This is a genomic window from Actinomadura hibisca NBRC 15177, from assembly GCF_001552635.1.
In the GTDB taxonomy this organism is placed as follows: domain Bacteria; phylum Actinomycetota; class Actinomycetes; order Streptosporangiales; family Streptosporangiaceae; genus Spirillospora; species Spirillospora hibisca.
Genome location: NZ_BCRO01000011.1, coordinates 290,602 through 313,375, shown reverse-complemented (window position 1 = coordinate 313,375; position 22,774 = coordinate 290,602). Strand labels below are relative to the sequence as shown.

Below are 22,774 nucleotides of genomic sequence, written 5' to 3'. Positions count from 1 at the left end.
TCCTAGGGGGTCAGCAGGGCCTTCACCGGCTCGCTGCCGCCGTTCATCAGGCCGGTGAACACGCGCGCGCCGTCGTCCAGCGGGAACGAGCCGACCCAGCCGGTGTCCCAGCCCTCGGCCAGGGTCACCGCCTCGGCGAACTCGGCGTCGCTGTAGGCGAACGAGCCGAGCACGCGCTTCTCCGCGCGGACCAGCTCGGTGGAGTCGATGCCCGCCTCGGCGCTGCCGAGCCCGAGCCACAGCGCGGTCCCGCCCGGCCGCAGCAGCGCGACCGAGTCGTGGTGGGTGACCGGCACGCCCACCGCGTCGAAGATCAGGTCGAACTCGCCGGTCAGCCGCTCGGCCACGGCGTCCGCGCCGAGCGCTTCGGCCTGGGCGCGGCGGCTCGGCGACGGATCGGCCGCCACCACGGTCGCGGCGCCGCGCAGCTTGGCCAGTTGCAGGCAGACCAGCCCGATGGCGCCGCAGCCGATCACGCCGACCCGGACACCGGCGGGCGCGCCCGCCAGGTTCCACGCGTGCACCGCGTTGGCGATGGGCTCGATCACCCCGGCGGCCGTCCAGGACAGGCCGTCGGGCAGCTCGTGGATCGACGAGCGGGGGACCGCGACGCGCTCGGCGAACGCGCCGGGGCGGTGCACGCCCACGATGGCGCGCTCGCGGCAGAGCTGGCGCTGACCGCGCGCGCACAGGTCGCAACAGTCGCAGGACAGGATCGGGTTGACGGCCACGCGGCGGCCGTCGGGAGTGGTGCCGGCGAATTCGTGGCCCATGACCAGCGGCGGGGTCCGGAAGCCCGGGGTGCGGACCCCGTGCAGTTCGCTGCCGCAGATCCCGGCGGCGGCGACCTGGACGATGACCTCGTCCGGCCGCGCCGTCGGCTCGTCCACCTCATGGAGCTCCACCACACTTGGGGCGGTGAAGACGAGTGCTCTCATCACGCCGCGAATGTAGCAGCAATCCGTATCGTGGGCTAGACTTCCGTATGGCGGAAACATGAAGGGACTTCGATGACCGACAAGCAGTCTCCGGTGGGCAGCGTGGACCGCGCGCTCCGGATCATCCAGCTCCTCGCCGACGGCGGGCAGGGGGTGACCCTGGAGGAGCTGGCGGCGCGCTCCGGGCTGCCGCGCAGCTCCCTGCACCGGCTGCTCGGCGCGTTGAAGCACCGGGGGTTCGCGGCGCAACCCGAGCCGAACGGCCCCTACTTCCTGGGCACCGAGCTGCTGGCCACGGCCTTCCGCTACTACGACCGGCTCGACCTGCGCGCGCTGGTGCACCCGGTGCTGCTGCGGCTGCGCCGGGAGCTGGACGAGACCGTGCACATGGCGGTGCTGGACGGCGCCGAGATCGTCTACGTGGACAAGGTCGAGGCCGTGCACCCGATCAAGATGACCTCGGTGATCGGCGGCCGCAACCCCGCGCACGCCACCGGCGTCGGCAAGGCGATCCTGGCGTGGGCCTACCCCACCGACGAGGCGATCGAGCTGTGGGCGACGGCGAACGGCCCGCTGGCGGTGCGCACCAAGCACACCGTCACCGGCCCGGCCGCGCTGGCCGAGGAGATGGCGCTGATCCGCGAGCGCGGTTACTGCCTGGACATGGAGGAGAACGAGCCGGGCGTGCGCTGCGCCGCCGTCCCGGTGTTCCTGGGGCGCTCCACGCCGGTCGCGGGCATCAGCGTGACCGCGCCGAAGGATCGTTTTCCGGTCGACAAGCTGCGCGACGCGGCCGAGACGCTGCGTCACGTCGTCGCCAGCGAGATCGATCGGACGTCGGCTTGAGGGACGAGCGTCAGCGCAGCTCAAGCCATCGTTAACGACCGCCCTGACGCTCAAGACTGCCGATTCCGCTGTTGGTAAGCCACCGAGTCAGGTTATGCGGCAGCGCGTCGAATGACCGCTGCTGTCACTCTCCGTAGATGAACGACACGATTGACAGCCTCGTCGCGCCCCTGCTTGTCTATTGAGTGGAAACGCTTTCCACGATACGGAAAGGTGGCGGACATGCGGAGAAAACGCCTCGCCAAGGCCGGCGGCATCTTCAGCGCGGCGGCCGCGCTGACCACGGCCCTGGCCCCGAGCACGGCCACGGCCGCGACGGCGGCCCCCGGACCGGACGTCCGGCCGAAGACCGTCAAGGCCCTCTGGAAGCCCCCGCTCAACGCCCGGTGGCAGTACCAGCTCACCGGCAACAGCGCCTACCCCCAGACCGGCGGCGTGAACGTGAACGTCTGCTCCCCGCCGCAGGGCGGTGGCGCGTGCGTCCGGCCGCAGGTGTTCGACATCGACCTGTACGCCGACGCGAACGTCGTCGGCAACAACAACACGCTCAACACCGCCGCCGTCCAGGCCATCCACGCCCGCGGCGCCAAGGCGATCTGTTACGTGGACGCGGGCGGCATCGAGAAGGTCCGGCCCGACTACCAGCAGTTCGTGGACTGGCACAACGCCAACGGCAAGTCGCTGATCGGCAAGGCGTACCCGGGCTTCCCCGACGAGAACTACGCCAACATCAACAACGACCGGGGCCAGCGCGACTTCGTCCTGAGGATGACCGAGGCCCGCGTCGCCAAGTGCGTCCAGGCCGGGTTCGACGGCGTGGAGTTCGACGTCGTCAACGCCTACGAGGAGGGCAAGGCCGTCACCGGCTGGAACATCAGCGCGGCCACCCAGCTCACCTTCAACCGCGCCCTGGCCGACCTCGCCCACCGCTACGGGCTGTCGGTGGCGCTCAAGAACGACCTGTCGCAGATCCCCCAACTGGTCTCCTCGTTCGACTACGCGGTCAACGAGCAGTGCCTCCAGTACACCGAGTGCGACGACCTGAAGCTGTTCGTCCAGGCGGGCAAGCCCGTCTTCCAGGTCGAGTACGAGACCGACCCGAAGAAGTTCTGCGGGCCCGCCAACACCCAGTGGAACTTCAACGCCATCAAGAAGGGCGCGGACGCCGCGCTGACCGACCTGCCGTACACGCCCTGCCGGTAACCCCACCGAAAGACGAATACACGCCCATGCGACTGCTCACCTTCCGCACCGCCGGCGGCACCGGCGCCGGCCGTCTCGACGGCGGCGACGTCACCCCGCTGGACGCCCCCGACGTCGGCGCGCTGCTGGCGGGCGGACCGGACTGGCGCGAGCGCGCGGCGAGCGGGACCGGCACGCCGGTCCCGCTCGCCGGGCTCGACCTGGCCCCCGTCGTGCCCCGCCCCAGCAAGATCATCTGCGTCGGGCTGAACTACAAGCTGCACATCGCCGAGACCGGCCTGGACACCCCCGAGTACCCGACGTTGTTCGGCAAGTTCGCCCGCGCGCTGGTCGGCGCCACCGACCCGATCGTGCTGCCGCGCGCCGCGACCGCCATGGACTGGGAGGTGGAGCTGGCCGTGGTGATAGGCCGGACCGTCACCCGCGCCGACCGCGCCACGGCGGCCGCCGCGATCGCCGGGTACACCGTCGCCAACGACATCAGCGCCCGCGACCTCCAGCGGCGCACCACCCAGTGGCTCCAGGGCAAGACGCTGGACGACTCCACCCCGCTCGGCCCGGTGCTGGTCACCGGCGACGAGGTCGGCGACGCCGCCGACCTGGAGCTGACCTGCCGGATCGACGACACGGTGATGCAGCGCGGCCGCACCGCCGACATGTTGTTCCCGCCGGACGAGCTGGTCGCCTACATCAGCGGCGTGACCACCCTGGACCCCGGCGACGTCATCCTGACCGGCACCCCGTCCGGCATCGGCGACAGCCGCAGGCCCCCCGTCAGGCTGCGCCCGGGGCAGACCGTGACCACCGAGATCGAGGGCATCGGCGCCCTGGTCAACCCCACCGTGCAGGGCCCGTGACCACTCTGGACACGCTGATCACCCGGCTTCCTCCCGGCCGGGTGATCAGCGACCCCGCCGTCACCGCGTCCTACGCGGGCGACCAGACGCACCTGACGCCCGGCGTCCCGCTCGCCGTCGTCGCCCCGCGCGACACCGCCGAGGTGGTGGCCGCCGTCCGCTGGGCCGCCGAACACCGGGTGCCGGTGGTGCCGCGCGGAGGCGGCACCGGCCTGGCCGGGGGAGCGGTCGCGACGGACGGCTGCCTCGTCCTGTCCCTCGCCCGCATGAACCGGATCCGCGAGCTGTCCCCGGCGGACGGGCTCGCGGTGGTGGAGCCCGGCGTGATCAACGCCGACCTGGACCGGGCCGCGCGCGAGCACGGCCTGATGTACGCGCCCGACCCGTCGAGCTACGAGAGCTGCACGATCGGCGGGAACCTGGCGACCAACGCGGGCGGCCTGCGCTGCGTGAAGTACGGCGTCACCCGCGAGGCGGCGCTCGGCCTGGAGGTGGTGCTCGCCGATGGCCGGATCGTGCGGACCGGCGGGCGCACCGTCAAGGGCGTCACGGGCTACGACCTGACCGGCCTGTTCGTGGGCTCGGAAGGCACCCTCGGCGTCATCACCGAGGCGACGCTACGGCTGCGCCCGGCACCTGCCGCTCCGGCGACCGTCCTGGCGACCTTCCCCGGCCCCCGTCAGGCCGCGGCGGCGGCCGCCGCGATCGTGGCCGACGGCCTGCGCCCCAGCCTGCTGGAACTGCTGGACCGGGCGACCCTCCAGGCGATCGACGACTGGAAGGGCATCGACCTGGACCCGGGCACCGGCGCCATGCTGATCGCCCAGTCCGACGACGGTCCGGCGACGGCGATGGCGGACCGCTGCGAACAGTCCGGCGCCGATCTGGTCGCAGTCTCCTCGGACCCGGCCGAGGCCGCCGCCCTGCTGGATCTGCGACGCCTGGCCCACCCGGCGGCCGAACGCCTCGGCGCGTGCCTGGTGGAGGACGTGTGCGTGCCGCGCTCCCGCCTGGCGGAGATGTTCCACCGCATCGAAACGGCCGCCCGCACGCACAACGCCACGATCCTGACCGTCGCCCACGCGGGCGACGGCAACCTGCACCCCTTCTTCGTGTTCGACCGTGGCGAACCCGAACCACCACCACACGTGTGGGCGGCGGCCGACGAGGTGTTCACCGCCGCACTGGAACTGGGTGGCACTCTGACGGGCGAACACGGCGTCGGCCTGCTGAAACGCCGCTGGCTGGACCAGGAACTGGACGAGGTGTCGCTGGACCTGCACCACCGGATCAAACAGGCCCTGGACCCGAAGGGCCTGCTCAACCCGACCAAGGCCCTGTGACCGGCGGGGAGCTTCGACGTCGGCGCGTTCGGGTCAGGGCGAAGGCGCGGGCTTTGAGGCGGGTTTGAGCAGGTCTTCGACCAGGGTGTCCACCAGGGCTCGGGGGATGCTCGATCCCCTTAGGGCGCAGTAGACGATCGGGCCTGTGAGGGCGTCTAGCGTGGCTTCGGGGCCGAGACTTGGTGCTATCTCGTCGGCTTCGATCGCGCGCGCGAGCATGTCGCTTTCCTGGGTGCGGCGCGGGTCGAGGTAGCGCTCGTGCAGGCGCTTGGCCGTCTCGGGGTCGTGTTGTGCCTCGGCGATCAACGCCAGCAGTACCTTGCCCGCCGGGTCCCGGGTCAGGAAGCGCGCGAAGTCGCGCAGGTAGCCCCGGATGCTCTCCGCCGTCGGCTGCTCCGCCGGGACGGGGAACCGTTTGCCGCTGTCCTCGATCAGCGTGTCGAGCAGGATCTCGACCTTCGACGGCCACCAGCGGTAGATCGTCTGCTTGGCGACCCCGGCGCGGCGCGCGATCGACTCGATGGTCAGCGCGCCGAAGCCGTGCTCGACCAGCAGGTCGTCGGCGGCGTGCAGCACGGCGAGGCGGGCGGCCTCGTCGCGCCGGTTGCCGGAGTGCGCCCGGCGGGGCTGGGAGTTCGCGGCGGGCATGCGGGACACCCTATCCGCCGGGGGCGGCCTGCTGTAGCTTTGTCGAGACGCCGCGTCTAGACACAACGTCGCGTCTAGACAAATTCTCTCGAAGGAGTGCCCATGCCCGTCACCTCCCAGCGCCAGGCCCTTGTCATCGGCGCCTCTCGCGGGCTGGGGCTTGTCCTCGCCAACGAGCTCGCCCGGCGCGACTGGCACGTCATCGCCACGACGCGCCAGAGCGGCGGCGAGCTGCAAGCCGACGCCGACGCCTGGAACGGGCGGCTGACCGTCGAGACCTTGGAGATGACGAGCCCCGAGCAGCTGGTCGCGCTGCGCGAGCGTCTGGAAGGACGGCGGCTCGACCTGCTCTTCGTCAACGCCGCCATCGACCGGGGCGATCTCCCGATCAGCGAGGTCCCGACCGACATGTTCACCGAGGTCATGGTCACCAACGCGCTGAGCCCGCTGCGCGCTCTGGAGGCCCTCCGCGACCTTGTCGTGCCCGATGGAACCGTCGCGGCCATGTCCTCCGAGCAGGGCAGCATCTCCCGCAACACCGAGGACGGCTACGAGCTCTACAAAGCCAGCAAGGCCGCGCTCAACCAGCTGATGCGCAGCTACGCCACCCGCCATGCCGACGACGGGCACACCAAGCTGCTCATCGACCCCGGCCACAACCAGACTCAGCTCGGCGGGCCCGACGCGCCGCTCGTCCCCCACGAGAGCGTCCCGGCCGTCGTCGACGTCCTCGAAGCGCAGGCCGGTGCGCCCGGTTTGCAGTTCCTGGACCTCCACGGCGAGACCGTGCCGTGGTAGGGCGGTGGCGTCAGGCGGTGCGGCGCTCGCCGTTCACGCTCGCGCGCAGCCGGGCGGTGAACGCGGCGTCGGCGCCCGCGTCGCTGCCGCGCACGGCGTCCAGGTCGACGGCGGCGGCCCGCAGCGCGGCGTAGTCGGGGTGGTCCTCGGCGACGGGCCGGGCGGCGCAACAACCGCCGTCCACGGTGAGCAGGAGCCTGCCGTCCCTGATGACCGGCTGCGCCATGGTCACACCTCCAACCCGTAGTGCCTCACATAGTAACTGACGACCATTTCGGTGACCTGCTCGTGGCCGCCCAGCGTCCGCAACAACCACCCGAACTGCTTGGTGATCACGAAGGCCCACGCCTCGGCCCACCACTCGTGCGGGTCGTGCCAGCGCTCCATCACCAGCAGCGGCCGGCACCGGTACATGATCGTGTCCCACTCGCGGGAGCCGGTCGCGTCCCGGGCGCACGCCAGCACGTGCCCGATCTCGTGGTCGATCAGCGACACCGACACGTGCTCCCCGGTGCCGATCACCACCGTGCGGCGCTCCCACACCGTCGCGCCCGGCACCTGGTCCCAGGTCGCCGCCGCGCCGGGCCGCACCGGGACCCCGGCGAGGTCCCCCAGGTGGTCGAGCGCGGGCACGTTCCCGTCGCCCAGCCACAGGCCGCCGCCGCCGTCGGCCGCCGGGCGGAGCGCCTCGGCGACCTGGGACGCGATGGGGCCCGGCAGCGCCGCCAGCCGGTCCACCGCCGCGACCAGCGACGCCGGGGGCGGCCCGCCCGCCGGGTCCCACTGGCGGCGCACCACCTCCTCCAGCACGCCGAGGTGGCGGCGGCCGTCGCGCGGCACGAGGTCGGTGTGGGCGGGATGCGGATCGCACCAGAACGGAACGCGGGGGGTGCTCATGTCCCGCTCCATGCTGCCAGAACCGGGCCTCCGGCCGTGCCCGGAGCGGCAACGATCGCGTCCGCGTCGGGACCGACACGGTGTTCGTGACCCGGTGGGGGAGCGGCTGGAAAGTGACGGCCGCCGGATGCCGGGCACGCTCCGAGCGGCCCTACGAATGCCAGGTACAGGCATGAGGAAAGAGGTGAGCGCACATGCGGACGATCTTCACGACGACGTTGTTGCTGGCCGTCGCCGCGCTGGTGGGACAGGCGGTCAGCGGGCTCGCGGTCCACAACGACCAGCAGATCGTCCAGGGCGCCCAGCCGGTGACGATGCCGCAGTACCTGACCAGCTCGGCGTCCATCCCGACACGTTGCGCCAGATGCGCTGGGCCAACGCCCACATCAAGCAGGCGAGCCCGCAGATCCCGTTGAGCTGACGCCTTCGCCCGTCCCGCTCAGACCGTCTCGTCGAGCTGCTGCAAGGCTTTGGCCGTGAAGGACCGTACGTACTGGTCGGCGTCCTCCTGCGCCGCTTCGAGGTGCGGGCGCAACGCGTCCTGCTCGTCCGGGGACAGCTCCCGCCGTTCGACCAGTTGCAGGAAGCTCAACGCCGCTCCCTGACGCACGGCGTGGTGGGGATCGTCCAGCAACCGCAGCCGACCGGCGAAGTCGATCTCGTCGAACCGCTCGGCGAGGTGCAGAGCGGTGGAGCGCACCCATCCCTCGGGATGCCGGAGCAGCTCTGGCAGCAGCGGCCTTACCTCCGGGATGTGCCACAGGACACCGTGGTAAGCGTTGGCGTGCTCCACGTCGCGGACGAGCATGCGGGTCAGCCGCTCCGCCGTCCGGCGCGCCAACTCGCGCACCGCCGGGTCGTCGTCAGGCGGCGGGACGGGCAGGTCGGGCGATCCCTCGGCCCGCCACCGCTCCAGCCGCCCGTGCAACGAACCGTCGAACCGCCGGAAGAAGCTGCCCAGCCCGTCGAGCGCGCCCAGCCGCACCGCCTCGGCCGGATCGCTGAGCAGTCCGAACAGCAGCTCGGCGGCAGAGACATCACCGGCGACGCCCAACGCCCGCATCGCCGCGCCGTGCAGCTCGGATCCCCACCCGCCAGGCTCAACGACCGCCTGTCGCAACAGCTCAACGGCTTCGTCCGTACCCGCCGCACCCAGTGCCGCTGCTGCGCTGGGACCACACTCCAAATCGGCCAGCCAAGCAGCCGCCGGTACCACCGCCTCGACCACGCGGCGTGCGGCCAGCGCACCGAACAGCCTGCTGCGCGCGTACGGCTCGGTCTCGGCTTCCAGAGCAGCAAGGAGAGCGTGGACCACCTGCGGCTCGGGCTTCCACAACCGACGCCAGGCCGCCTCGCGCTCTTCGGGCTCGGCGTGCGCCCCCATGCCGGGGATACCGGCCTGCGGACTGGCCAGCATGTCCAGCGCCCGCCGCCGCACCTCGGGCTGCGCGGTGCGCACCAGGTCGGCGAAGACGGCGTCGGCCTCGGGCAGCAGGCGCAGCAGGGACGCGGCGGACGCCCAGAGCCCGGGATCAGGAGCGGCGAGCAGGGACGTCAGCGCCTCGGCCGGTACCGCGACCTCGAACCGCCGCAACCAGGCGAGCACCAGAGGCCGGTTGGGCAGCGCGGCGTCCCCGAGCCGCTGGACGAAGGCGGCGGCGACGGCGGGGCCGGTCGCGCCGAGCCGGTTCAGCGCGTTCACCGCGCGCCGCCGGACCGCGACGTCGGGATCGGAGCACAACGCGAGCAGCGGCTCGACCGGCACCGTCCCGTCCTGCCTGCCAAGACCCAGCGCGACGGCCGCACGCACCTGCGGCGCCGGGTCGTCGGCCAGCGCGACCAGCCGCTCGACGTGCCCGGGAGCACGGCTCAACCCCTTGACCGCCGCCGCACGGCGCCCGGGATCCACCGAACCGATCTCCCGCAGGAAGAACGCGACCTGGTGACCCGCGATCATGACATCCCCCCGATCGTCCCTGTTGAGAAGACGACCCAACCGGGCGCGCGGTTGGCACGGACGATTCCGCTCACCCACCTGACCCTCTCCGTGGACGGTGAAGTCAACGTGGAGGGCGCAGCCCGCGCCCTGTTTTTGCTACGCGCCAAGAGCGCGTAGCAAAGACAGGGCTGGTCACCGGCGTCAGGGCGCGGGGGCTAGACCGGCGCGGTGCAGGGCGGTCCGGATTTGCGTGCCCTGCGGATCGCCGTCGCGGACGAACGCGGCGGGGGTGCCCAACGGCGCGGGGACCGTGAGCTGCTGGGCGCGGGCGGCGTCCCCGTAGGTGCGGCCGGTGAAGACGTTGGTCCAGCGTCCGGCCGGAAGGTGCACCTGCACCGAGGTGGCTCCGGCCTTGAGAACCGGCGCGACCAGCATGGACGAGCCGAAGAAGAACTGGTCGTCCGCCGTCGCGGCCGGGCTGTCGGGGTGGACGAGCCAGGTGTGCCGCAGCGCGGGTATCCCTTGGGCGGCCTGCTTCTCCACGATGCCCCGGTAGTTGGCGAGGGCGGCGTAGACGCGGCTGGTGTGGGCGAACGCCGCGCGGCTCTCCGGCGAGTCGTAGACCTGGGCGTTCTTGGCGGGCCGGTTGCCTTCGTGGGTGCGGAAGAACACCCCGAACGCCGCCAGCTCCGACCACCGGCGCAGCAGTTCGGCGGAGCGGTTGTAGTTCCCGAGCGGGGTGTCGACGCCGGTGTAGCCGCCGATGTCGGTGTGGGTCAGCGTCATGCCGGAAACGCCGCCGGACAACATGCCGCGCAGCGCCGACGCCATGCCGTCCTGCGCGTCGAAGTCCACGAGCTGGTCTCCCGCCCAGAACAGCGGCGTCTTGCCCGGCGAGCCGGTGTAGGCCGAGCGCATGAAGTAGACGCAGCCGGACTTGCCCGCCAGCTCGCACGCGCGCCGGTTGACGTCCGCCCATTCGACCGGCCACCGGTTGTGCAGGTCGGCCGGGTCGCCGGAGTGCAGCTTGGCGTCGAAGGGCAGGCCCTCACCGAAGTCGGCCATCCAGCCGTCGGCCCCGACACCGGCGACCTGGGTGGCGATGGTGCTTGCGTACCACTCGCGCGCGGCCGGGTTGGTGAAGTCGACGAGCGCGGCCGAGAACCCGCTCTGGTCGAGCAGGTTCGGCGATCCGTCGGGCTTGGCGACCAGGTAGCCGCGGTCCCGCGCCTCGGCGAACAGGTTCCGCGGCACCCCGCCGGGCTTGCCGGACGGGTCGACCAGGAACGGGTTCACGTAGGTCAGCACCTTGATGCCGCGCCGGTGCAGGTCGGCGACCAGCCCTTCCCAGCCGGGGTAGCGCTGCCGGTCGAGCTGCCAGGTCCACCACAGCCGCTCACCGAACGAGGTCGTGCGCTGCCCGGACCAGTCCTGCAACCACACCGCCGAGATCTTCGTGCCCGCCGCCGCCATGTCGTCGACGATCTTGCGGACCCGGGCGGTGCCGCCCTGGAGGCCGAGCACGGCACCGTCGCCCGTCCAGGCGGGCAGCGGCCTCATCGCGCCGGTCGACGCGGTGTGCGCGGCGAGGACCTGGGCGGGCGAGGCGCCGGTGTACAGCTCGGCGTCCTGCCGCGCCGCCCACGTCTGGGCGACCACCAGGCCCGGCTGGGACAGGTCGAACACCGAGTACCGGCCGCCGGTCAGCTCGAACCCCCGGCGGGCGCTGGTGAGGTAGAACGGCATCGGCGCGTAGGTGGTGTCCCACGAGCCGCCCTGGCCCGACGCCAGGTTCACCATCGCCGTCAGCGGCTGGCGGCCACGGCCGATGCCCTGTTCGCGGACCAGGATCGGCACCCGCCGCCCGGCCAGGTCGAACGGCGCGAACTGCTCGCCGAACCCGTGGAACCGCTCACCCGGGCCGCGCTCGGAGGTCAGCGCGACCACGTCCGGCTGCCGGTCGACGCCCGGTCCGGTGACCTTGCCGACGTCCAGCCGCACGGCGGCCCGGCCGCCGCTCCGCGCCGACAACCGCCAGGTGAACGGCGCTTTCAACGGTCCGCCGCTGAGCGTCCCCGTCACCACGACGTCCGCGCCGGAACGCGCCACCCGCTCCACGCGCTGGTCCGACAACCGCCAGCCGACCAGCTCGCCCGGCGTGAACATGCCGGTCCGCTCCTGCCACGACAACCGCCCCAGACCCGCGGCGGCGAACGCCCGGCCGGGCGCGGCCGCCCAGACCGTCCGGCCGCTCGCGGTGACCGTCAGCCGGGCGCGCCCGTCCCGCCGGTCCACGCTCACCTGGAAACCACCGGCGCTGACGGTTCCCGCCGCCTTGGGAGCGAGCGTGAGCGCTCCCGGCGACAGCGTGTCCAGAACGCCCGCCTGCGCCGTGGACGCCGTCAACGGCAGCACCACGACGGGCAGCAGCACACCGGCCAGCAGCCGGTAACGGATCTTCACTGCGGCTTTCCTTCCGGGCCGAGGGGAGTGAGATAGCGGTCCAGCAGGCCGCGCAACTGCTCGTCGAGCTCCTCGACGGTGACGCCGTCGGCCATGGTCGCCGCCGACAGCACGAACGACTGCGCGGTCAGCAGCACCGTCCGCGCCATCACTCCGGGCGGCAGGTCCCGGACGGCGCCGCTGCGCCGCCCCTCGGCGAGCATCGACTCGATCCGCTCCAGCATCACGTCCTGGCTGGCGCCGCGCCGGTCGAACAGATACGGCACGAGCAGTTCCGGATCGATCTCGACGATCCGCCGCAGCAGCGGATCGGCGCGCAGCCCGGCCGCGACCGCGACCAGCGCGTCGACGATCTCCGCCCGCCCGCGCAGCGGCCCTTCGCCTTCCAGCACGCCGCTCACCACGCCCAGCCACTGCCGGGTCATCACCTCGGCCACCAGCGACTGGACGTCGGGCCAGCGGCGGTAGATGGTCTGCCGCGAGGTTCCGGCCCGGCGCGCGATGTCGGCCATCGTGGTCCGGCGCATCCCCACCGTGAGCAGGCACTCCAGCGCGGCCGCGAGCACCGCCTCGTCCTCGACGGGCCGCCGCGAGCGGTTCGGCGGGCCGGGCTTCATCGGCTCGTCCTGATCGACATGGAGCGGACACTTTCACGGAAAGTGTCACACCGTCAATGGGCGATGAGAGTGTCAGGCGGTGCGGGCGCGGTACGACCAGGCGGCGAGGAACAGGCCGATGCCCCAGACCAGGAACTGCGGAATCCCGTAGACGACGATCCACGGGCTGAAGACGCCGTCGTCGTTGAAGCTGCCGACTGACAGCCACGCGGCCCATGCCGTGTACAGAAGCAGGAAGGCCGAGACCGCGAAGGCCGTGGTGCAGAGCGTGCGGCGAGGCACCATCCGTCCGGAGAGCAGCGGCACCCAGCGCGGGAAGATCCGGCCCCACGGGCGGACGAGACTCAGCGCCAGGACCCCGGCCAGCGTCGCCATCCCGCTGAGCACGAGGAGATAGGGGCCACCGCCCTGCGCGTACCAGTCCCGGAACTTGGACTCGTCGGCCCAGAGGGGGACGCCGACCGCCCAAACCGCGTGCAGGGGGATGAACCCGACGGTCGCCGAGAACGCGGACGCGCAGGCCGCCCGGACGGCCCAACGCGGGACGGGCACTTCAACTCGCTCATTCACCATGCCGCCAGCCTTTCCGAGCCGCGTCGGCCGGTGCTCACCCGCGCGGGTGAACGTCCTCCCTCGCGCAGGTGATCACGACGTCCGCCGACGGCTCGGACCGGGACGCCGCCGGTCCGAGCGCGACCTCGCCACGTCGACCTCAGCCCGGCGAGTTCGTCTCCACTCCCGTCTGCGACCGGCGGCGGGAGAGCGTCCGGTCGATGAGCGCGACCGGCACGACGCCCGCCGCCAGCGCGGCCCCGATCCAGGTGAGAGAGGTGATCCCCGCCCCGGCGTTCAGGGCGGCCCCGGCGAGGACCGGGACGAGGCTGATGCCGAGCTGGAACGCCGAGACGGTGGTGGCCCCGGCGAGCGTCGGCGCCGCCGACGCGATGGCGAACACCCGCCCGTAGATCGCCGGGTTCAGCACGAACCCGGCCACGCCGAGGAGCAGCACGAGGGGCACGACGGCCAGCGCGTGCCGGGCCAGCACCGCCAGCAGGACGGAGGCGGCCAGGATCCCGAACGCACCGGCCAGCAGCGCCAGCGTGGGCCGCCTGTCGGCGATCCTGCCTCCGATGGACAGCCCGACGAAGGCGCCGATGCCGAACAGCGCGAGAACGGCGGGCACCCAGACCTCGGGGATGCCGGTGACGTCGGTCAGGAACGCCGCCAGGTAGTTGAACGAGATCATGTAGGCGGCGGTGCTCAGCACGGTGGCGGCGTAGACCACCCACAACCGTGGCCGCCGCATCGTGCGTAGCTCGCGCCGCACGCTGGGCTCCGGTCCCGCGCCGGTCGCGGGCATCGCGAGCAGCGTCGAGATCGCACCGGCGGCGGTCAGGGCCGCCACGCCCCAGAAACCGCCCCGCCACCCGGTGAAGTGGCTGAGCAGCGCGCCCGCCGGGCCACCGGCGATCATCGCCAGGCTGAGGCCGCTGACGACGACGCCGGAGGCGCGGGCGGTGCGGTCGGACGTGACGAGCCCGATCGCGGTGACCGCCGCGACCGCCCAGTACCCCGCGTAGGCCAGGCCGCAGACGAAGCGGGTCGCCAGGACCACCGCGTAGCTGTCGGTCAGCAGGCTGACCGCCACCGAGACGGCGAAGACGGCCTGGGTGGCCACCAGCGTCGTGCGGCGCGGCCAGCGCAGCGTCAGGATGGCGAAGGGCGGGCCGCCGATCACGACGCCGATCGCGAACGTCGAGATCAGCGCCCCGGCTGAGGACAGGCTGATCCCGAGGTCGTCGGCGATCTCCGGCAGGACCCCGGCCAGCAGGAACTCCGCGCTGCCCATGGCGAACAGGTTGAACGCGAGCAGGTAGACGCCGAACGGCAACCTCCCGTGGGCCACCGACGTCCGTTGTGCGGTGTCGACGCTCATCGGCCGCCACCCGCCACCATGGCGCGGTGCTGCTCGACGGCGCGGTCCACGTCCTCGTCCAGCAGGTCGGTGTTGATGGCGAAGGCGGCGGCGGACCCCATCCCGGCGGCGGTGACGACCTGCGCGCGCGGATCGACGACGTTGCCGGCGGCCCAGACTCCGGCGACGCTGGTGCGCCCGGTCCGGTCGGTAGTGACCCAGCCGCCGTCGTCCCTGGCGCACCCCAGACCGGTCAGCAGTTCGTCGCGCGCCACCATGCGGGGGAAGAGGAACGCGGCGGCGCGGGGGACGACGCGGCCGTCCGCGAGTTCGACACCGCGGAGCCGGTCGTCGTCGGCGACGAGCTGTTTGACCTCGCCCTCGACGATGCGCAGGCCGCGCGCTTCCAGCCGTTCCCGATCCTGCGCCGTCAACGCGAGCGTGTGCGCGAAGAAAACGACGTCGTCGCTCCACCCGCGCAGAAGAAGGGCCTGGTGCACCGCGTTCGGGTGGACGCCGAGGACGGCCAGCGGCTGGTCGCGGACCTCGTAGGCGTGGCAGTAGGGGCAGTGCAGCAGGTCCTTGCCCCACCGTTCCCGCACGCCGGGGATGTCGGGCAGCTCGTCGCGTAGTCCGGTCGCGACCAGGACGCGGCGGGCCGCGAGCACGGGCCCGCCGACCATGCGGACCTGGTAGCCGTGGTCGATCTGGTCCACGCGTCCCCGGATGAGCCGCACGCCGTATCGGGCGACCTCGGCGCGGCCGAGTTCGAGCAGCGCCGTCGGGTCCGATCCGTCGCGGGACAGGAAACCGTGCATGTGTGCGGCGGGCGCATTGCGCGGCTCGCCCGCGTCGACCACCGCCACCTTGCGGCGGGCCCGGCCGAGCAGCAGGGCGGCGTTCAGCCCGGCCGCTCCGGCGCCGATCACCACCACGTCGAAGACCCCGTCGTCCGGGGCGTCCATCGTCTTGATCATGACGATCACCTCCGCGCCCGATGCTGGGCGCGCCGGTGACGAACCGACAAACTTCGTTGCCGTTTCCGGGACGCGGGCGGTGGAATGGGCGGCATGGACGAGCATTCCCCGATCGCCGCCACGCTGGCCCAGGTCGGCCCCCGCCTCAAGCGCATCCGCACCAAGCGCGGCGTGAGCCTGTCCGCGCTGGCCGAGGCTACCGGCATCTCCAAGAGCACGCTGTCCCGGCTGGAGACGGGCCAGCGCCGTCCCAGCCTGGAACTCCTGCTGCCCATCGCGCAGGCGCACCAGGTGCCGCTGGACGAGCTGGTCGGCGCGCCCGCGACCGGCGATCCCCGGGTGCACGCCAAGCCCCGAGTCCACAACGGCCGCACGGTGGTCCCGCTGACGCCGCACCCGGGGCCCCTCCAGGCGTGGAAGTCGATCATCCCAGCCGGGCAGAACCGGCCCGACCCGTGCACCCACGAGGGCTACGAGTGGCTCTACGTGCTGTCCGGGCGGCTGCGGCTCATCGTGGCCGAGCACGACATCGTTCTGGAGCCGGGGGAGGCCGCCGAGTTCGACACCCGCCTGCCCCACTGGTTCGGCTCCACCGGCGAGACTCCCGTCGAGGTCCTCAACCTGCTCGGCCGCCAGGGGGAGCGCATGCACGTCCGCGCCAAACCGCGCGCACGCTCCGAACCGGCGAAGCCCGCGCCAGAGACCTGACGCGGGCTACGCCGAGGATGATCAGAAGCGGGCGCAGGTGAAGCTGGCGGCGTTGTTCGGGTCGCCGGAGCCCCGGTAGCGCGGCCAGGTCGGGTACTCGCACAGCGGGCGGCTGCGTCCTGCGGCGGCCGGGTTGGTGTCCGTCACGACCGGGCGTTGGGGAGCGGCGGAGTTCTCGACCCACTTCTCCAGCGCGGTGAGCGAGTCCCATCCGGCGGTGAAGGTCGCCTTGACGTTGGCGTGGTTGGCTCCGGGCACCGTGTAGAAGCGGGCGAAACGTGCCGTCGCCGAGGCTCCCATCGTCGCGCGCACCCTGGCGAAGTACTGCGCCGTGGACCGGTGGCTGACCAGCTCGTCGGCCAGGCCGTGCACGATGAACAGGCGGCCGCCCGCCTTGGCGAAGCGGCTGAGGTCCGGGTCGTTGACGTCCTGCAACGCCGACAGTTCGCTGATGCGGGAGCGCCACTTGCCGGGCCGGAGGGGATCGACCGCCAGCGAGTTGTAGGCAGGGTCCCGGGTGACGGCGTAGCGAATCCACTGGTCCCAGAACTGGACGCCGTAGCCGCTGGTCTTGGGCATGGGGTCGGCCGGGGCCGTGGTGCCCATGCCGAGCAGGGGCGTGGTCATCGCGGCGCCCGACAGGAACGGGAAGCCGGGGTAGCCGGTCTCGCCGCTGGCGAGCCGGTAGGGCAGCCGCAGCGGCGACGACAGTTCCCGGACGGCGCGGATCTGCCGGTCCGTCAGGCAGGTGCCGTCCTCGGGGTGGTCGGCGGCGCAGCGCAGGACGCGGGGGTCGAAGCGGCAGCCCTGCTCGTTGGAGACGACGCCGTCGCGGAGGCCGTCGCGGCCGTCGCAGGCGTTGATCACGCTGCGGTGCAGAAGCTCCTGCTCGGCCGGTCCGGGGAACGCGCCCGGCTGCGACAGGACCTTGGCTTGGTAGCCGAAGAACAGGTCCAGCGTCGCGGCGTTCCAGGCCGGGTAGACCGCGATGACGCCGTCGAAGTCGCGGGGCCAGCGCTGCGCGACCGCGAGCGCCTCGCGCCCGCCCGTGGAGCCACCGGCGAAGTAGCTGTGGACGGGCCGGGCCCCGCCGTACCGTTTGCCGACGAGGTAGAGCGCCGCGTCGCGGGTCTTCTTGAGCGCGTCGCCGGAGAAGTTGCGCAGCGCCTCGTCGTTGGCGGCGAACGAGCCGTCGAGCGACGTGGCCGGCTGGAAGTCGGGGGCCGCCTGGTGCCCGGAGTCGCTCGCGAAGGTGGCGTAGCCGCGCCCCAGCGGGACCGGCTGGTCGGCCGGGCCGTAGGGCACGTTGCCTGCGACGTTGGGAATGGTGCCGTCGTATCCGCCGCCGCCGAACATCATGGCCTTGCCGTTCCAGACCGTGGGCAGGGCGATCCGCATCAGGATGTCGGGCGCGGCGGGGTCCACCGGGCGCAGGGCGGCGTCCACCCGGCAGTGCTCGCCGACGGCCGAAGCACCCTGCCCGGAGGCCGGGACGGGCGTCGCCTGCCGCACGTGCCCGCCGCCGGTCGCGAGGCCGATCGCCGACGCGGGGATGGCCACCCCCGCCAGACCCGTACAGGCTTCGCTGGCGGACGGAGACGCGGCCTGGGCGGGGACGGCCGTGAGCCCGGCCAGCGCGACGGCGCTTCCTGCGAGCAGGATCGTGTATCGATTCATGACGGCCTTTCCGGACGCGGTCTTGGCGGGGACCGGTGTGCTCGGTGGACGGCTCGGACACGCGCCCGAAGTGACCTGCGCCACTCGAACGGCTGTGACAGGGAACGCTAGGTGGTGACCAGACCCGGAGCTACGTGGCCGGAACCCACATTTCGGCGGCGAGCCGGTGTCCCGCCCACACACTGCCCACGCCCGTAGAGCCTCCGCGTGCAAGTGGGGGCCTGAGGTGGGGCGATCCGGCCCGTAGCCGGGGACCCATGGGGGAGGCTTCCTTCGCGGACAAGGGCGACGGCAAGCGGGGGAAGTGATCGGCTGATGGGAGACGTCATGCGGCGTGTCGAGGCGCTGATCGAGCGGCTGGCCGTCGCCGGGTGGTTGACGCAGGATCCCGTCAGAGCGGCGCTGCATGACGTCCCCCGGCACGTGTTCGCGCCGCCGACGGCCTGGACCGGCGACGGCGATCCGGTGAGCGAGAAGGTCGACCCCGAAGGCTGGTTCGACCTGGTCTACGGCGACGATGCGATCATCACCCAGCTCGATGACGGCGCTACCGACCTTGCCGCCGGTGCAGGGCGCTTCACCTCGTCGTTGTCTGCGCCGAGCACCGTCGTCTCGCTCCTGGAGCTGCTGGACGTCGAGCCGGGGCATCGTGTCCTTGACGTGGGCACCGGTACCGGCTGGACCGCCGCCCTGCTGGCGCATCTGGTCGGCTCGCAGAACGTCACGACGGTAGAGGTCGATCCTGCGGTGTCGGGGCGGGCCGCCGCCAACCTCAAGCAGGCGGGCTGCGCGCCTCGGCTGGTCGTCGGGGACGGTGCCGAGGGTTGGGCGCGGGGAGCGCCCTACGACCGTGTGCACGCGACTTGCGCGGTCGCGCGGGTGCCCTACGCGTGGGTGGAGCAGACCCGCCCCGGCGGTGTGATCGTGACGCCCTACGATCCGGGGTTCGGCTCCAGTCACGAACTGCGGCTTGTGGTGATGCCGGACGGTACGGCGGTGGGCCGGTTCACCGGTTACGCCTCCTACATGATGATGCGGGCGCAGCGTCACCCCGAATGGGACACTTCCGGCCGACGCGGTGAGGTCTCGACGACCGACATCGACCCCCGGACCATCGGCTATGCCCCAGCAGGCGCGGACCTGGCGATGGGAGCCGCGCTGCCGGGCGTATGCGCCAGAGGTGAACGCGACGCGGACGCCTACGTTTTGCGGCTGTGGGGGCCGGACGCGTGGGCCAGTGCTCGCTACGAGCCGGGTCGTGAGTCGTTCGAGGTCGAGCAGGGCGGAGACCGGGCTCTGTGGGACCTGGCGGTGACGGCCTATTTCGGCTGGATCACCCGCCGGAGTCCCGGCCGCGACCGGTTCGGCCTGACCGTGACGCCCACGGGTGATCGCGTCTGGCTGGACCGGCCCGGCGTCATCGGTTGACCCTCGCGACGGTGCGTGTCTTTGTGGTTCGCCAGGAGGACAGGGCGAGACCGGCGTCCAGCGCGTCGTGGACGCGCTCGTTCTGGAGGTAGAGCATGCCGTAGTAGCCGAGGTTCCCCGACCAGCCCGGTTCCTACGGCAGGCAGGCGATGTACCAGCTGACCCCCGAAGGAGCCGGGCGGTTCACCGCGTTCGGCGTCGACGTGGACGCGCTGGTCCCTGGGCGACGGCCGCTGGTGCGCCACTGCGTCGACTGGAGCGAGCGGCGGCACCATCTCGCCGGAGCTCTGGGCGCTGCGGTGGCCGCCCGGTTCTTCGACCTGGGCTGGTTGCGGTACGGCGCTTCGCCGCGCGTCGTCCATCTCACCGACGCGGGCAGGGGCGGGGCACGGGACGCTTTCGCGATCGAGGTCGCCGACTGAGGCCGTGCGCGTCAGGCCCGCTCGGGGACCAGGATCGGCGCGCCGGTCGCGGCCCGCACGTCGTCCCAGGTGACGCCCGGCGCGGTCTCGACGAGCCGCAGGCCATCCGGCGTGACGTCCAGGACGCCCAGGTCGGTGATGATCCGCTGCACGCAGCCCCGGCCGGTGAGCGGCAGCGTGCACTCGTCGACGATCTTGGGGCTGCCGTCCCGGGCGGTGTGGTCGGTCAGCACCAGCACGCGCCGCGCGCCGTGCACCAGGTCCATCGCGCCGCCCATGCCCTTGATCATGCTGCCGGGGATCGTCCAGTTGGCCAGGTCGCCGCGCGCCGACACCTGCATCGCGCCGAGCACGGCGGTGTCGATGTGCCCGCCGCGGATCATCCCGAACGACAGCGCCGAGTCGAAGAAGCCCGCGCCCGGCAGGACGGTCACCGTCTCCTTGCCCGCGTTGATCAGGTCGGGGTCCACGGCGTCGGCGGTCGGGTAGGGGCCGGTGCCGAGGATGCCGTTCTCCGAGTGCAGCACGATGTGCACGCCCGCCGGAACGTGGTTGGGGATCAGCGTGGGCAGCCCGATCCCGAGGTTGACGTAGCTGCCGTCGGTCAGCTCGGCGGCGGCGCGGGCGGCCATCTGGTCGCGGGTCCAGGGCATCAGAACGAGGTCCTCTCGGTGACGGTGCGGCGTTCGACGGCCTTGTCGGCCGCCTGCTCGGGCGTCAGCGCGACGACGCGCCGCACGAACACGCCGGGCAGGTGGATCTCGTCGGGGTCCAGCTCGCCCGGCTCGACGAGCTCTTCGACCTCCGCGACGGTGACGCGCCCGGCCATCGCCGCCAGCGGATTGAAATTGGCGGCCGAGCGGCGGAAGACCAGGTTGCCGTGCCGGTCGCCGCGCGCGGCGTGCACCAGGGCGAAGTCGCAGGTGATCGCCTGCTCCAGGACGTGCTCGCGGCCGTCGAACACGCGGGTCTCGCGGGGCGGCGAGGCCAGGGCGACGCCGCCGTGCGCGTCGTAGCGCCAGGGCAGGCCGCCGTCGGCGATCTGGGTGCCGACGCCCGCCGGGGTGTAGAAGGCGGGCACGCCCGTCCCACCGGCGCGCAGCCGCTCGGCGAGCGTGCCCTGGGGGATCAGCTCCACCTCCAGCTCACCGGCCAGGTACTGCCGGGCGAACTCCTTGTTCTCGCCGACGTAGGAGGCGGTGACGCGCTCGACCCGCCCCGACGCCAGCAGGATGCCGAGGCCCCGGCCGTCCACGCCGCAGTTGTTGGAGACCAGCCGCAACCGGCCCGCGCCCTGCTCGTGCACGGCGCGGATCAGCGTCTCGGGGACGCCGCACAGGCCGAAGCCCCCCACCGCCAGCGAGGCCCCGTCCCCGATGTCGGCCACCGCCTCGGCGGCGGTCGCGATCACTTTGTCCATGCGGGCCCTCTCCATGTTCCGGCTGGTCGGGCCGCTCCGACGGCCCCGTGGCACCGGCAATTAGAAGTCCTCGCCCGCAGCGCCTTCCATGGTCTTCGACCACACAATCCGGAATTCTGGATGGCCTTCCGCCACACCCCTCAGGTGGCGGGATCAGTCGTCGGAGCCCACACCCCGGCGGCGGTGCCCTCCCGGACATGCCGCTCGTAGACGGAGACCTTCGTCCGGATGATCTCCAGGTTGGCCTGCAACCCGGCGATCCTCTCCTCGACGCGGCGCTCGTGCCCGCGCAGCAGCGCCAGCCGTTCCGGCTCGTTCCCCGGCCCCGAACGAACGAGCCCGGCGAACTTCTTCAGCACGGCGATCGGCATCCCGGAATCGCGAAGCCGGTTGCACAACAGCAGCCATTCCACATCGGCGGGACCGTAGACCCGCTGGCCGCCGCCGGAGCGGGGAATGGGGCGCAGGAACAGTTCCTCGCGCTCGAAGAAGCGCAGCGCGTGCACGCTCAGTCCGGTCGCCTCCGCCACCTGCCCGATGGACAGGCCCTCCGCATCCCTGGTCATGCCCGTGATCGTAGAGCTTGACCTAGATCGCACTCTAGCTCCTAGCGTTCCCGGCATGACGGCACAGCAGAAGATCAATTCGGGGTTCGGCGCGCGCAGCACGGCGGAAGAGGTGGTGGCCGGGATCGACCTGACCGGCCGGACCGTCCTGGTCACCGGCGGCTACTCCGGGCTCGGCCTGGAGATCACGCGCGCGCTCGCCGGGGCCGGTGCCCGCGTCGTCGTGCCCGCGCGCCGGACCGGCACGGCCGACGAGGCGTTGCGCGGCGTCCCGGGCACCGAGGTGCACGCCCTGGATCTGGCGGACCAGGAGAGCGTCCGCAGGTTCTGCGACCGTTTCCTGGAGTTCGGTCGCGCCCTCGACGCGATCATCAACAACGCCGGTGTCATGGCCTGCCCCGAGACGCGCGTGGGGCCGGGCTGGGAGGCGCACTTCGCGATCAACCACCTCGGGCACTTCGCGCTCGTCAACCGCCTGCTCCCGGCGCTGGTACCCCGGTCGCGGGTGGTGGCGGTGGCCTCGTCGGGGCATTTTCTCGGCGGCGTCCGGTGGGACGACCCGCACTTCCGCGACGGCTACGACCGCTGGCTCGCCTACGCCCAGTCCAAGACCGCCAACGCCCTGTTCGCCCTGCATCTCGACGCCCTGGGAGCAGACCGCGGCCTGCGGGCGTTCTCGCTGCACCCCGGCAGCATCCTGACCCCCTTGCAGCGGCACATCCCGCACGAGGAGCAGGTCGCCCAGGGATGGATCAAGCCGGACGGCGGCCCGGCGGACGGGTTCAAGACGCCCGGGCAGGGCGCGGCGACGGCCGTGTGGGCGGCGACCTCGCCGCTGCTGGACGGCCTCGGCGGCCTGTACTGCCAGGACTGCGACGTCGCCGTCCCCGCCACCACCGACGACATGCTGATCGGCGGCGTCAAGCCCTGGGCGACCGACCCGGACGGCGCGGCCCGCCTGTGGGAGCTCTCCGCCGAGCTGACCGGCCTGGACGCCTTCACCTGACCCCGCAACGCGCTGGCCGCGCCCCGCGCCGTCCACCTCCCGAACGACGTGGACGGCGCGCAGGCGCGGCCACCTGCGTCCGGGCGGCCGGTACCGGCCGCCCGGA

General features: G+C 72.4%; 24 protein-coding genes. 10 read left to right on the top strand and 14 right to left on the bottom strand.

The window, feature by feature from the left end; translation table 11 throughout:
- Positions 1-2: 2 nt before the first annotated feature.
- Positions 3-938: a zinc-binding dehydrogenase gene (locus AH6_RS05785; RefSeq protein WP_067474674.1), complete on the bottom strand. Its 936-nt coding sequence runs from the start codon at positions 936-938 to the stop codon at positions 3-5.
- Between the two features lie 72 nt (positions 939-1,010).
- Between AH6_RS05785 and AH6_RS05780 the strand changes: the two genes are divergently transcribed.
- From AH6_RS05780 to AH6_RS05765, 4 genes are all read left to right on the top strand, one after another.
- A complete protein-coding gene (locus tag AH6_RS05780; RefSeq protein WP_067474671.1) occupies positions 1,011-1,784 on the top strand; it encodes an IclR family transcriptional regulator in 774 nt (257 codons plus the stop codon).
- A gap of 222 nt (positions 1,785-2,006) precedes the next feature.
- Complete coding sequence (locus AH6_RS05775; RefSeq protein ID WP_067474668.1) at positions 2,007-2,987, top strand: endo alpha-1,4 polygalactosaminidase; 981 nt, start codon at positions 2,007-2,009, stop codon at positions 2,985-2,987.
- A 26-nt stretch (positions 2,988-3,013) separates the two neighbouring features.
- Complete coding sequence (locus AH6_RS05770; RefSeq protein WP_067474664.1) at positions 3,014-3,844, top strand: fumarylacetoacetate hydrolase family protein; 831 nt, start codon at positions 3,014-3,016, stop codon at positions 3,842-3,844.
- A complete protein-coding gene (locus AH6_RS05765; RefSeq protein WP_067474661.1) occupies positions 3,841-5,187 on the top strand; it encodes an FAD-binding oxidoreductase in 1,347 nt (448 codons plus the stop codon). Before AH6_RS05770 ends, AH6_RS05765 begins: the two co-directional genes overlap by 4 nt.
- A gap of 33 nt (positions 5,188-5,220) precedes the next feature.
- Here AH6_RS05765 and AH6_RS05760 read toward each other — a convergent pair whose 3' ends face one another.
- Entirely contained in the window at positions 5,221-5,835 is a 615-nt protein-coding gene (locus AH6_RS05760) for a TetR/AcrR family transcriptional regulator (protein ID WP_067474658.1), read from the bottom strand.
- 102 nt (positions 5,836-5,937) lie between these two features.
- Between AH6_RS05760 and AH6_RS05755 the strand changes: the two genes are divergently transcribed.
- Positions 5,938-6,633, top strand: coding sequence for an SDR family NAD(P)-dependent oxidoreductase (locus AH6_RS05755; protein ID WP_067474655.1), 696 nt, complete (start codon positions 5,938-5,940; stop codon positions 6,631-6,633).
- A gap of 10 nt (positions 6,634-6,643) precedes the next feature.
- Here the strand turns inward: AH6_RS05755 and AH6_RS43465 are convergent, their stop codons facing one another.
- On the bottom strand, positions 6,644-6,859 hold the full coding sequence (locus AH6_RS43465; protein WP_067474652.1) for a hypothetical protein: 216 nt from the start codon (positions 6,857-6,859) through the stop codon (positions 6,644-6,646).
- A gap of 2 nt (positions 6,860-6,861) precedes the next feature.
- On the bottom strand, positions 6,862-7,530 hold the full coding sequence (locus AH6_RS05745; RefSeq protein WP_067474649.1) for a hypothetical protein: 669 nt from the start codon (positions 7,528-7,530) through the stop codon (positions 6,862-6,864).
- Positions 7,531-7,724: 194 nt separating this feature from the next.
- Between AH6_RS05745 and AH6_RS47015 the strand changes: the two genes are divergently transcribed.
- Positions 7,725-7,946, top strand: a complete 222-nt coding sequence (locus tag AH6_RS47015) for a DUF6766 family protein (RefSeq protein ID WP_373861736.1) — start codon at positions 7,725-7,727, stop codon at positions 7,944-7,946.
- A 23-nt stretch (positions 7,947-7,969) separates the two neighbouring features.
- On the opposite strand, the gene AH6_RS05735 is transcribed toward AH6_RS47015, so the two are convergent.
- The 6 genes from AH6_RS05735 to AH6_RS05710 all read right to left on the bottom strand — a co-directional run bounded on the left by AH6_RS05735 (position 7,970) and on the right by AH6_RS05710 (position 15,441).
- The gene (locus AH6_RS05735) at positions 7,970-9,487 is read right to left on the bottom strand and encodes a HEAT repeat domain-containing protein (RefSeq protein ID WP_067474642.1); all 1,518 of its coding nucleotides are present in this window, start codon (positions 9,485-9,487) and stop codon (positions 7,970-7,972) included.
- Between the two features lie 183 nt (positions 9,488-9,670).
- A complete protein-coding gene (locus AH6_RS05730; RefSeq protein WP_067474640.1) occupies positions 9,671-11,932 on the bottom strand; it encodes an alpha-glucosidase in 2,262 nt (753 codons plus the stop codon).
- Complete coding sequence (locus AH6_RS05725; RefSeq protein WP_067474637.1) at positions 11,929-12,549, bottom strand: TetR/AcrR family transcriptional regulator; 621 nt, start codon at positions 12,547-12,549, stop codon at positions 11,929-11,931. Before AH6_RS05725 ends, AH6_RS05730 begins: the two co-directional genes overlap by 4 nt.
- Before the next feature lie 72 nt (positions 12,550-12,621).
- A complete protein-coding gene (locus tag AH6_RS05720) occupies positions 12,622-13,101 on the bottom strand; it encodes a hypothetical protein (protein ID WP_067474634.1) in 480 nt (159 codons plus the stop codon).
- A gap of 160 nt (positions 13,102-13,261) precedes the next feature.
- A complete protein-coding gene (locus AH6_RS05715; protein WP_067474631.1) occupies positions 13,262-14,485 on the bottom strand; it encodes a Cmx/CmrA family chloramphenicol efflux MFS transporter in 1,224 nt (407 codons plus the stop codon).
- Positions 14,482-15,441, bottom strand: a complete 960-nt coding sequence (locus AH6_RS05710) for an NAD(P)/FAD-dependent oxidoreductase (protein WP_067474985.1) — start codon at positions 15,439-15,441, stop codon at positions 14,482-14,484. Before AH6_RS05710 ends, AH6_RS05715 begins: the two co-directional genes overlap by 4 nt.
- Positions 15,442-15,534: 93 nt before the next feature.
- Between AH6_RS05710 and AH6_RS05705 the strand changes: the two genes are divergently transcribed.
- Complete coding sequence (locus AH6_RS05705; RefSeq protein WP_067474628.1) at positions 15,535-16,149, top strand: helix-turn-helix domain-containing protein; 615 nt, start codon at positions 15,535-15,537, stop codon at positions 16,147-16,149.
- A gap of 21 nt (positions 16,150-16,170) precedes the next feature.
- Here AH6_RS05705 and AH6_RS05700 read toward each other — a convergent pair whose 3' ends face one another.
- Entirely contained in the window at positions 16,171-17,826 is a 1,656-nt protein-coding gene (locus tag AH6_RS05700; RefSeq protein ID WP_067474624.1) for a tannase/feruloyl esterase family alpha/beta hydrolase, read from the bottom strand.
- Positions 17,827-18,153: 327 nt separating this feature from the next.
- On the opposite strand from AH6_RS05700, the gene AH6_RS05695 reads away from it, so the two are divergent.
- A complete protein-coding gene (locus AH6_RS05695) occupies positions 18,154-19,254 on the top strand; it encodes a methyltransferase domain-containing protein (RefSeq protein ID WP_067474982.1) in 1,101 nt (366 codons plus the stop codon).
- A gap of 149 nt (positions 19,255-19,403) precedes the next feature.
- Positions 19,404-19,676 (top strand): hypothetical protein, encoded by a 273-nt coding sequence (locus tag AH6_RS45725; protein ID WP_067474621.1) that lies wholly within the window; start codon positions 19,404-19,406, stop codon positions 19,674-19,676.
- An 11-nt stretch (positions 19,677-19,687) separates the two neighbouring features.
- Here the strand turns inward: AH6_RS45725 and AH6_RS05685 are convergent, their stop codons facing one another.
- The 3 genes from AH6_RS05685 to AH6_RS05675 form a co-directional block, all read right to left on the bottom strand.
- A complete protein-coding gene (locus AH6_RS05685; protein ID WP_067474618.1) occupies positions 19,688-20,329 on the bottom strand; it encodes a CoA transferase subunit B in 642 nt (213 codons plus the stop codon).
- Entirely contained in the window at positions 20,329-21,096 is a 768-nt protein-coding gene (locus tag AH6_RS05680; RefSeq protein WP_067474615.1) for a CoA transferase subunit A, read from the bottom strand. The genes AH6_RS05685 and AH6_RS05680 overlap by 1 nt, the downstream gene beginning before the upstream one ends.
- 140 nt (positions 21,097-21,236) lie before the next feature.
- Positions 21,237-21,662, bottom strand: a complete 426-nt coding sequence (locus AH6_RS05675; protein WP_067474603.1) for a MerR family transcriptional regulator — start codon at positions 21,660-21,662, stop codon at positions 21,237-21,239.
- A 55-nt stretch (positions 21,663-21,717) separates the two neighbouring features.
- Here AH6_RS05675 and AH6_RS05670 point away from each other — a divergent pair, with 55 nt between their 5' ends.
- Positions 21,718-22,668 carry an SDR family NAD(P)-dependent oxidoreductase gene (locus AH6_RS05670; protein ID WP_067474600.1) on the top strand — a complete coding sequence of 317 codons (951 nt, stop codon included), beginning with the start codon at positions 21,718-21,720 and terminating at the stop codon, positions 22,666-22,668.
- Positions 22,669-22,774: the final 106 nt, after the last annotated feature.

What these genes read in the sequence shown, in the direction of transcription:
- AH6_RS05705 (WP_067474628.1), top strand. Translation starts at nt 15,535, where the DNA reads ATGGACGAGCATTCCCCGATCGCCGCCACGCTGGCCCAGGTCGGCCCC.
- AH6_RS05710 (WP_067474985.1), bottom strand. Translation starts at nt 15,441, where the DNA reads ATGATCAAGACGATGGACGCCCCGGACGACGGGGTCTTCGACGTGGTG.
- AH6_RS05745 (WP_067474649.1), bottom strand. Translation starts at nt 7,530, where the DNA reads ATGAGCACCCCCCGCGTTCCGTTCTGGTGCGATCCGCATCCCGCCCAC.
- AH6_RS43465 (WP_067474652.1), bottom strand. Translation starts at nt 6,859, where the DNA reads ATGGCGCAGCCGGTCATCAGGGACGGCAGGCTCCTGCTCACCGTGGAC.
- AH6_RS05685 (WP_067474618.1), bottom strand. Translation starts at nt 20,329, where the DNA reads ATGCCCTGGACCCGCGACCAGATGGCCGCCCGCGCCGCCGCCGAGCTG.
- AH6_RS05775 (WP_067474668.1), top strand. Translation starts at nt 2,007, where the DNA reads ATGCGGAGAAAACGCCTCGCCAAGGCCGGCGGCATCTTCAGCGCGGCG.
- AH6_RS05770 (WP_067474664.1), top strand. Translation starts at nt 3,014, where the DNA reads ATGCGACTGCTCACCTTCCGCACCGCCGGCGGCACCGGCGCCGGCCGT.
- AH6_RS05675 (WP_067474603.1), bottom strand. Translation starts at nt 21,662, where the DNA reads ATGACCAGGGATGCGGAGGGCCTGTCCATCGGGCAGGTGGCGGAGGCG.
- AH6_RS05695 (WP_067474982.1), top strand. Translation starts at nt 18,154, where the DNA reads ATGCGGCGTGTCGAGGCGCTGATCGAGCGGCTGGCCGTCGCCGGGTGG.
- AH6_RS05725 (WP_067474637.1), bottom strand. Translation starts at nt 12,549, where the DNA reads ATGAAGCCCGGCCCGCCGAACCGCTCGCGGCGGCCCGTCGAGGACGAG.
- AH6_RS05780 (WP_067474671.1), top strand. Translation starts at nt 1,011, where the DNA reads ATGACCGACAAGCAGTCTCCGGTGGGCAGCGTGGACCGCGCGCTCCGG.
- AH6_RS05680 (WP_067474615.1), bottom strand. Translation starts at nt 21,096, where the DNA reads ATGGACAAAGTGATCGCGACCGCCGCCGAGGCGGTGGCCGACATCGGG.
- AH6_RS45725 (WP_067474621.1), top strand. Translation starts at nt 19,404, where the DNA reads ATGTACCAGCTGACCCCCGAAGGAGCCGGGCGGTTCACCGCGTTCGGC.
- AH6_RS05670 (WP_067474600.1), top strand. Translation starts at nt 21,718, where the DNA reads ATGACGGCACAGCAGAAGATCAATTCGGGGTTCGGCGCGCGCAGCACG.
- AH6_RS47015 (WP_373861736.1), top strand. Translation starts at nt 7,725, where the DNA reads ATGCGGACGATCTTCACGACGACGTTGTTGCTGGCCGTCGCCGCGCTG.
- AH6_RS05755 (WP_067474655.1), top strand. Translation starts at nt 5,938, where the DNA reads ATGCCCGTCACCTCCCAGCGCCAGGCCCTTGTCATCGGCGCCTCTCGC.
- AH6_RS05715 (WP_067474631.1), bottom strand. Translation starts at nt 14,485, where the DNA reads ATGAGCGTCGACACCGCACAACGGACGTCGGTGGCCCACGGGAGGTTG.
- AH6_RS05735 (WP_067474642.1), bottom strand. Translation starts at nt 9,487, where the DNA reads ATGATCGCGGGTCACCAGGTCGCGTTCTTCCTGCGGGAGATCGGTTCG.
- AH6_RS05785 (WP_067474674.1), bottom strand. Translation starts at nt 938, where the DNA reads ATGAGAGCACTCGTCTTCACCGCCCCAAGTGTGGTGGAGCTCCATGAG.
- AH6_RS05700 (WP_067474624.1), bottom strand. Translation starts at nt 17,826, where the DNA reads ATGAATCGATACACGATCCTGCTCGCAGGAAGCGCCGTCGCGCTGGCC.
- AH6_RS05760 (WP_067474658.1), bottom strand. Translation starts at nt 5,835, where the DNA reads ATGCCCGCCGCGAACTCCCAGCCCCGCCGGGCGCACTCCGGCAACCGG.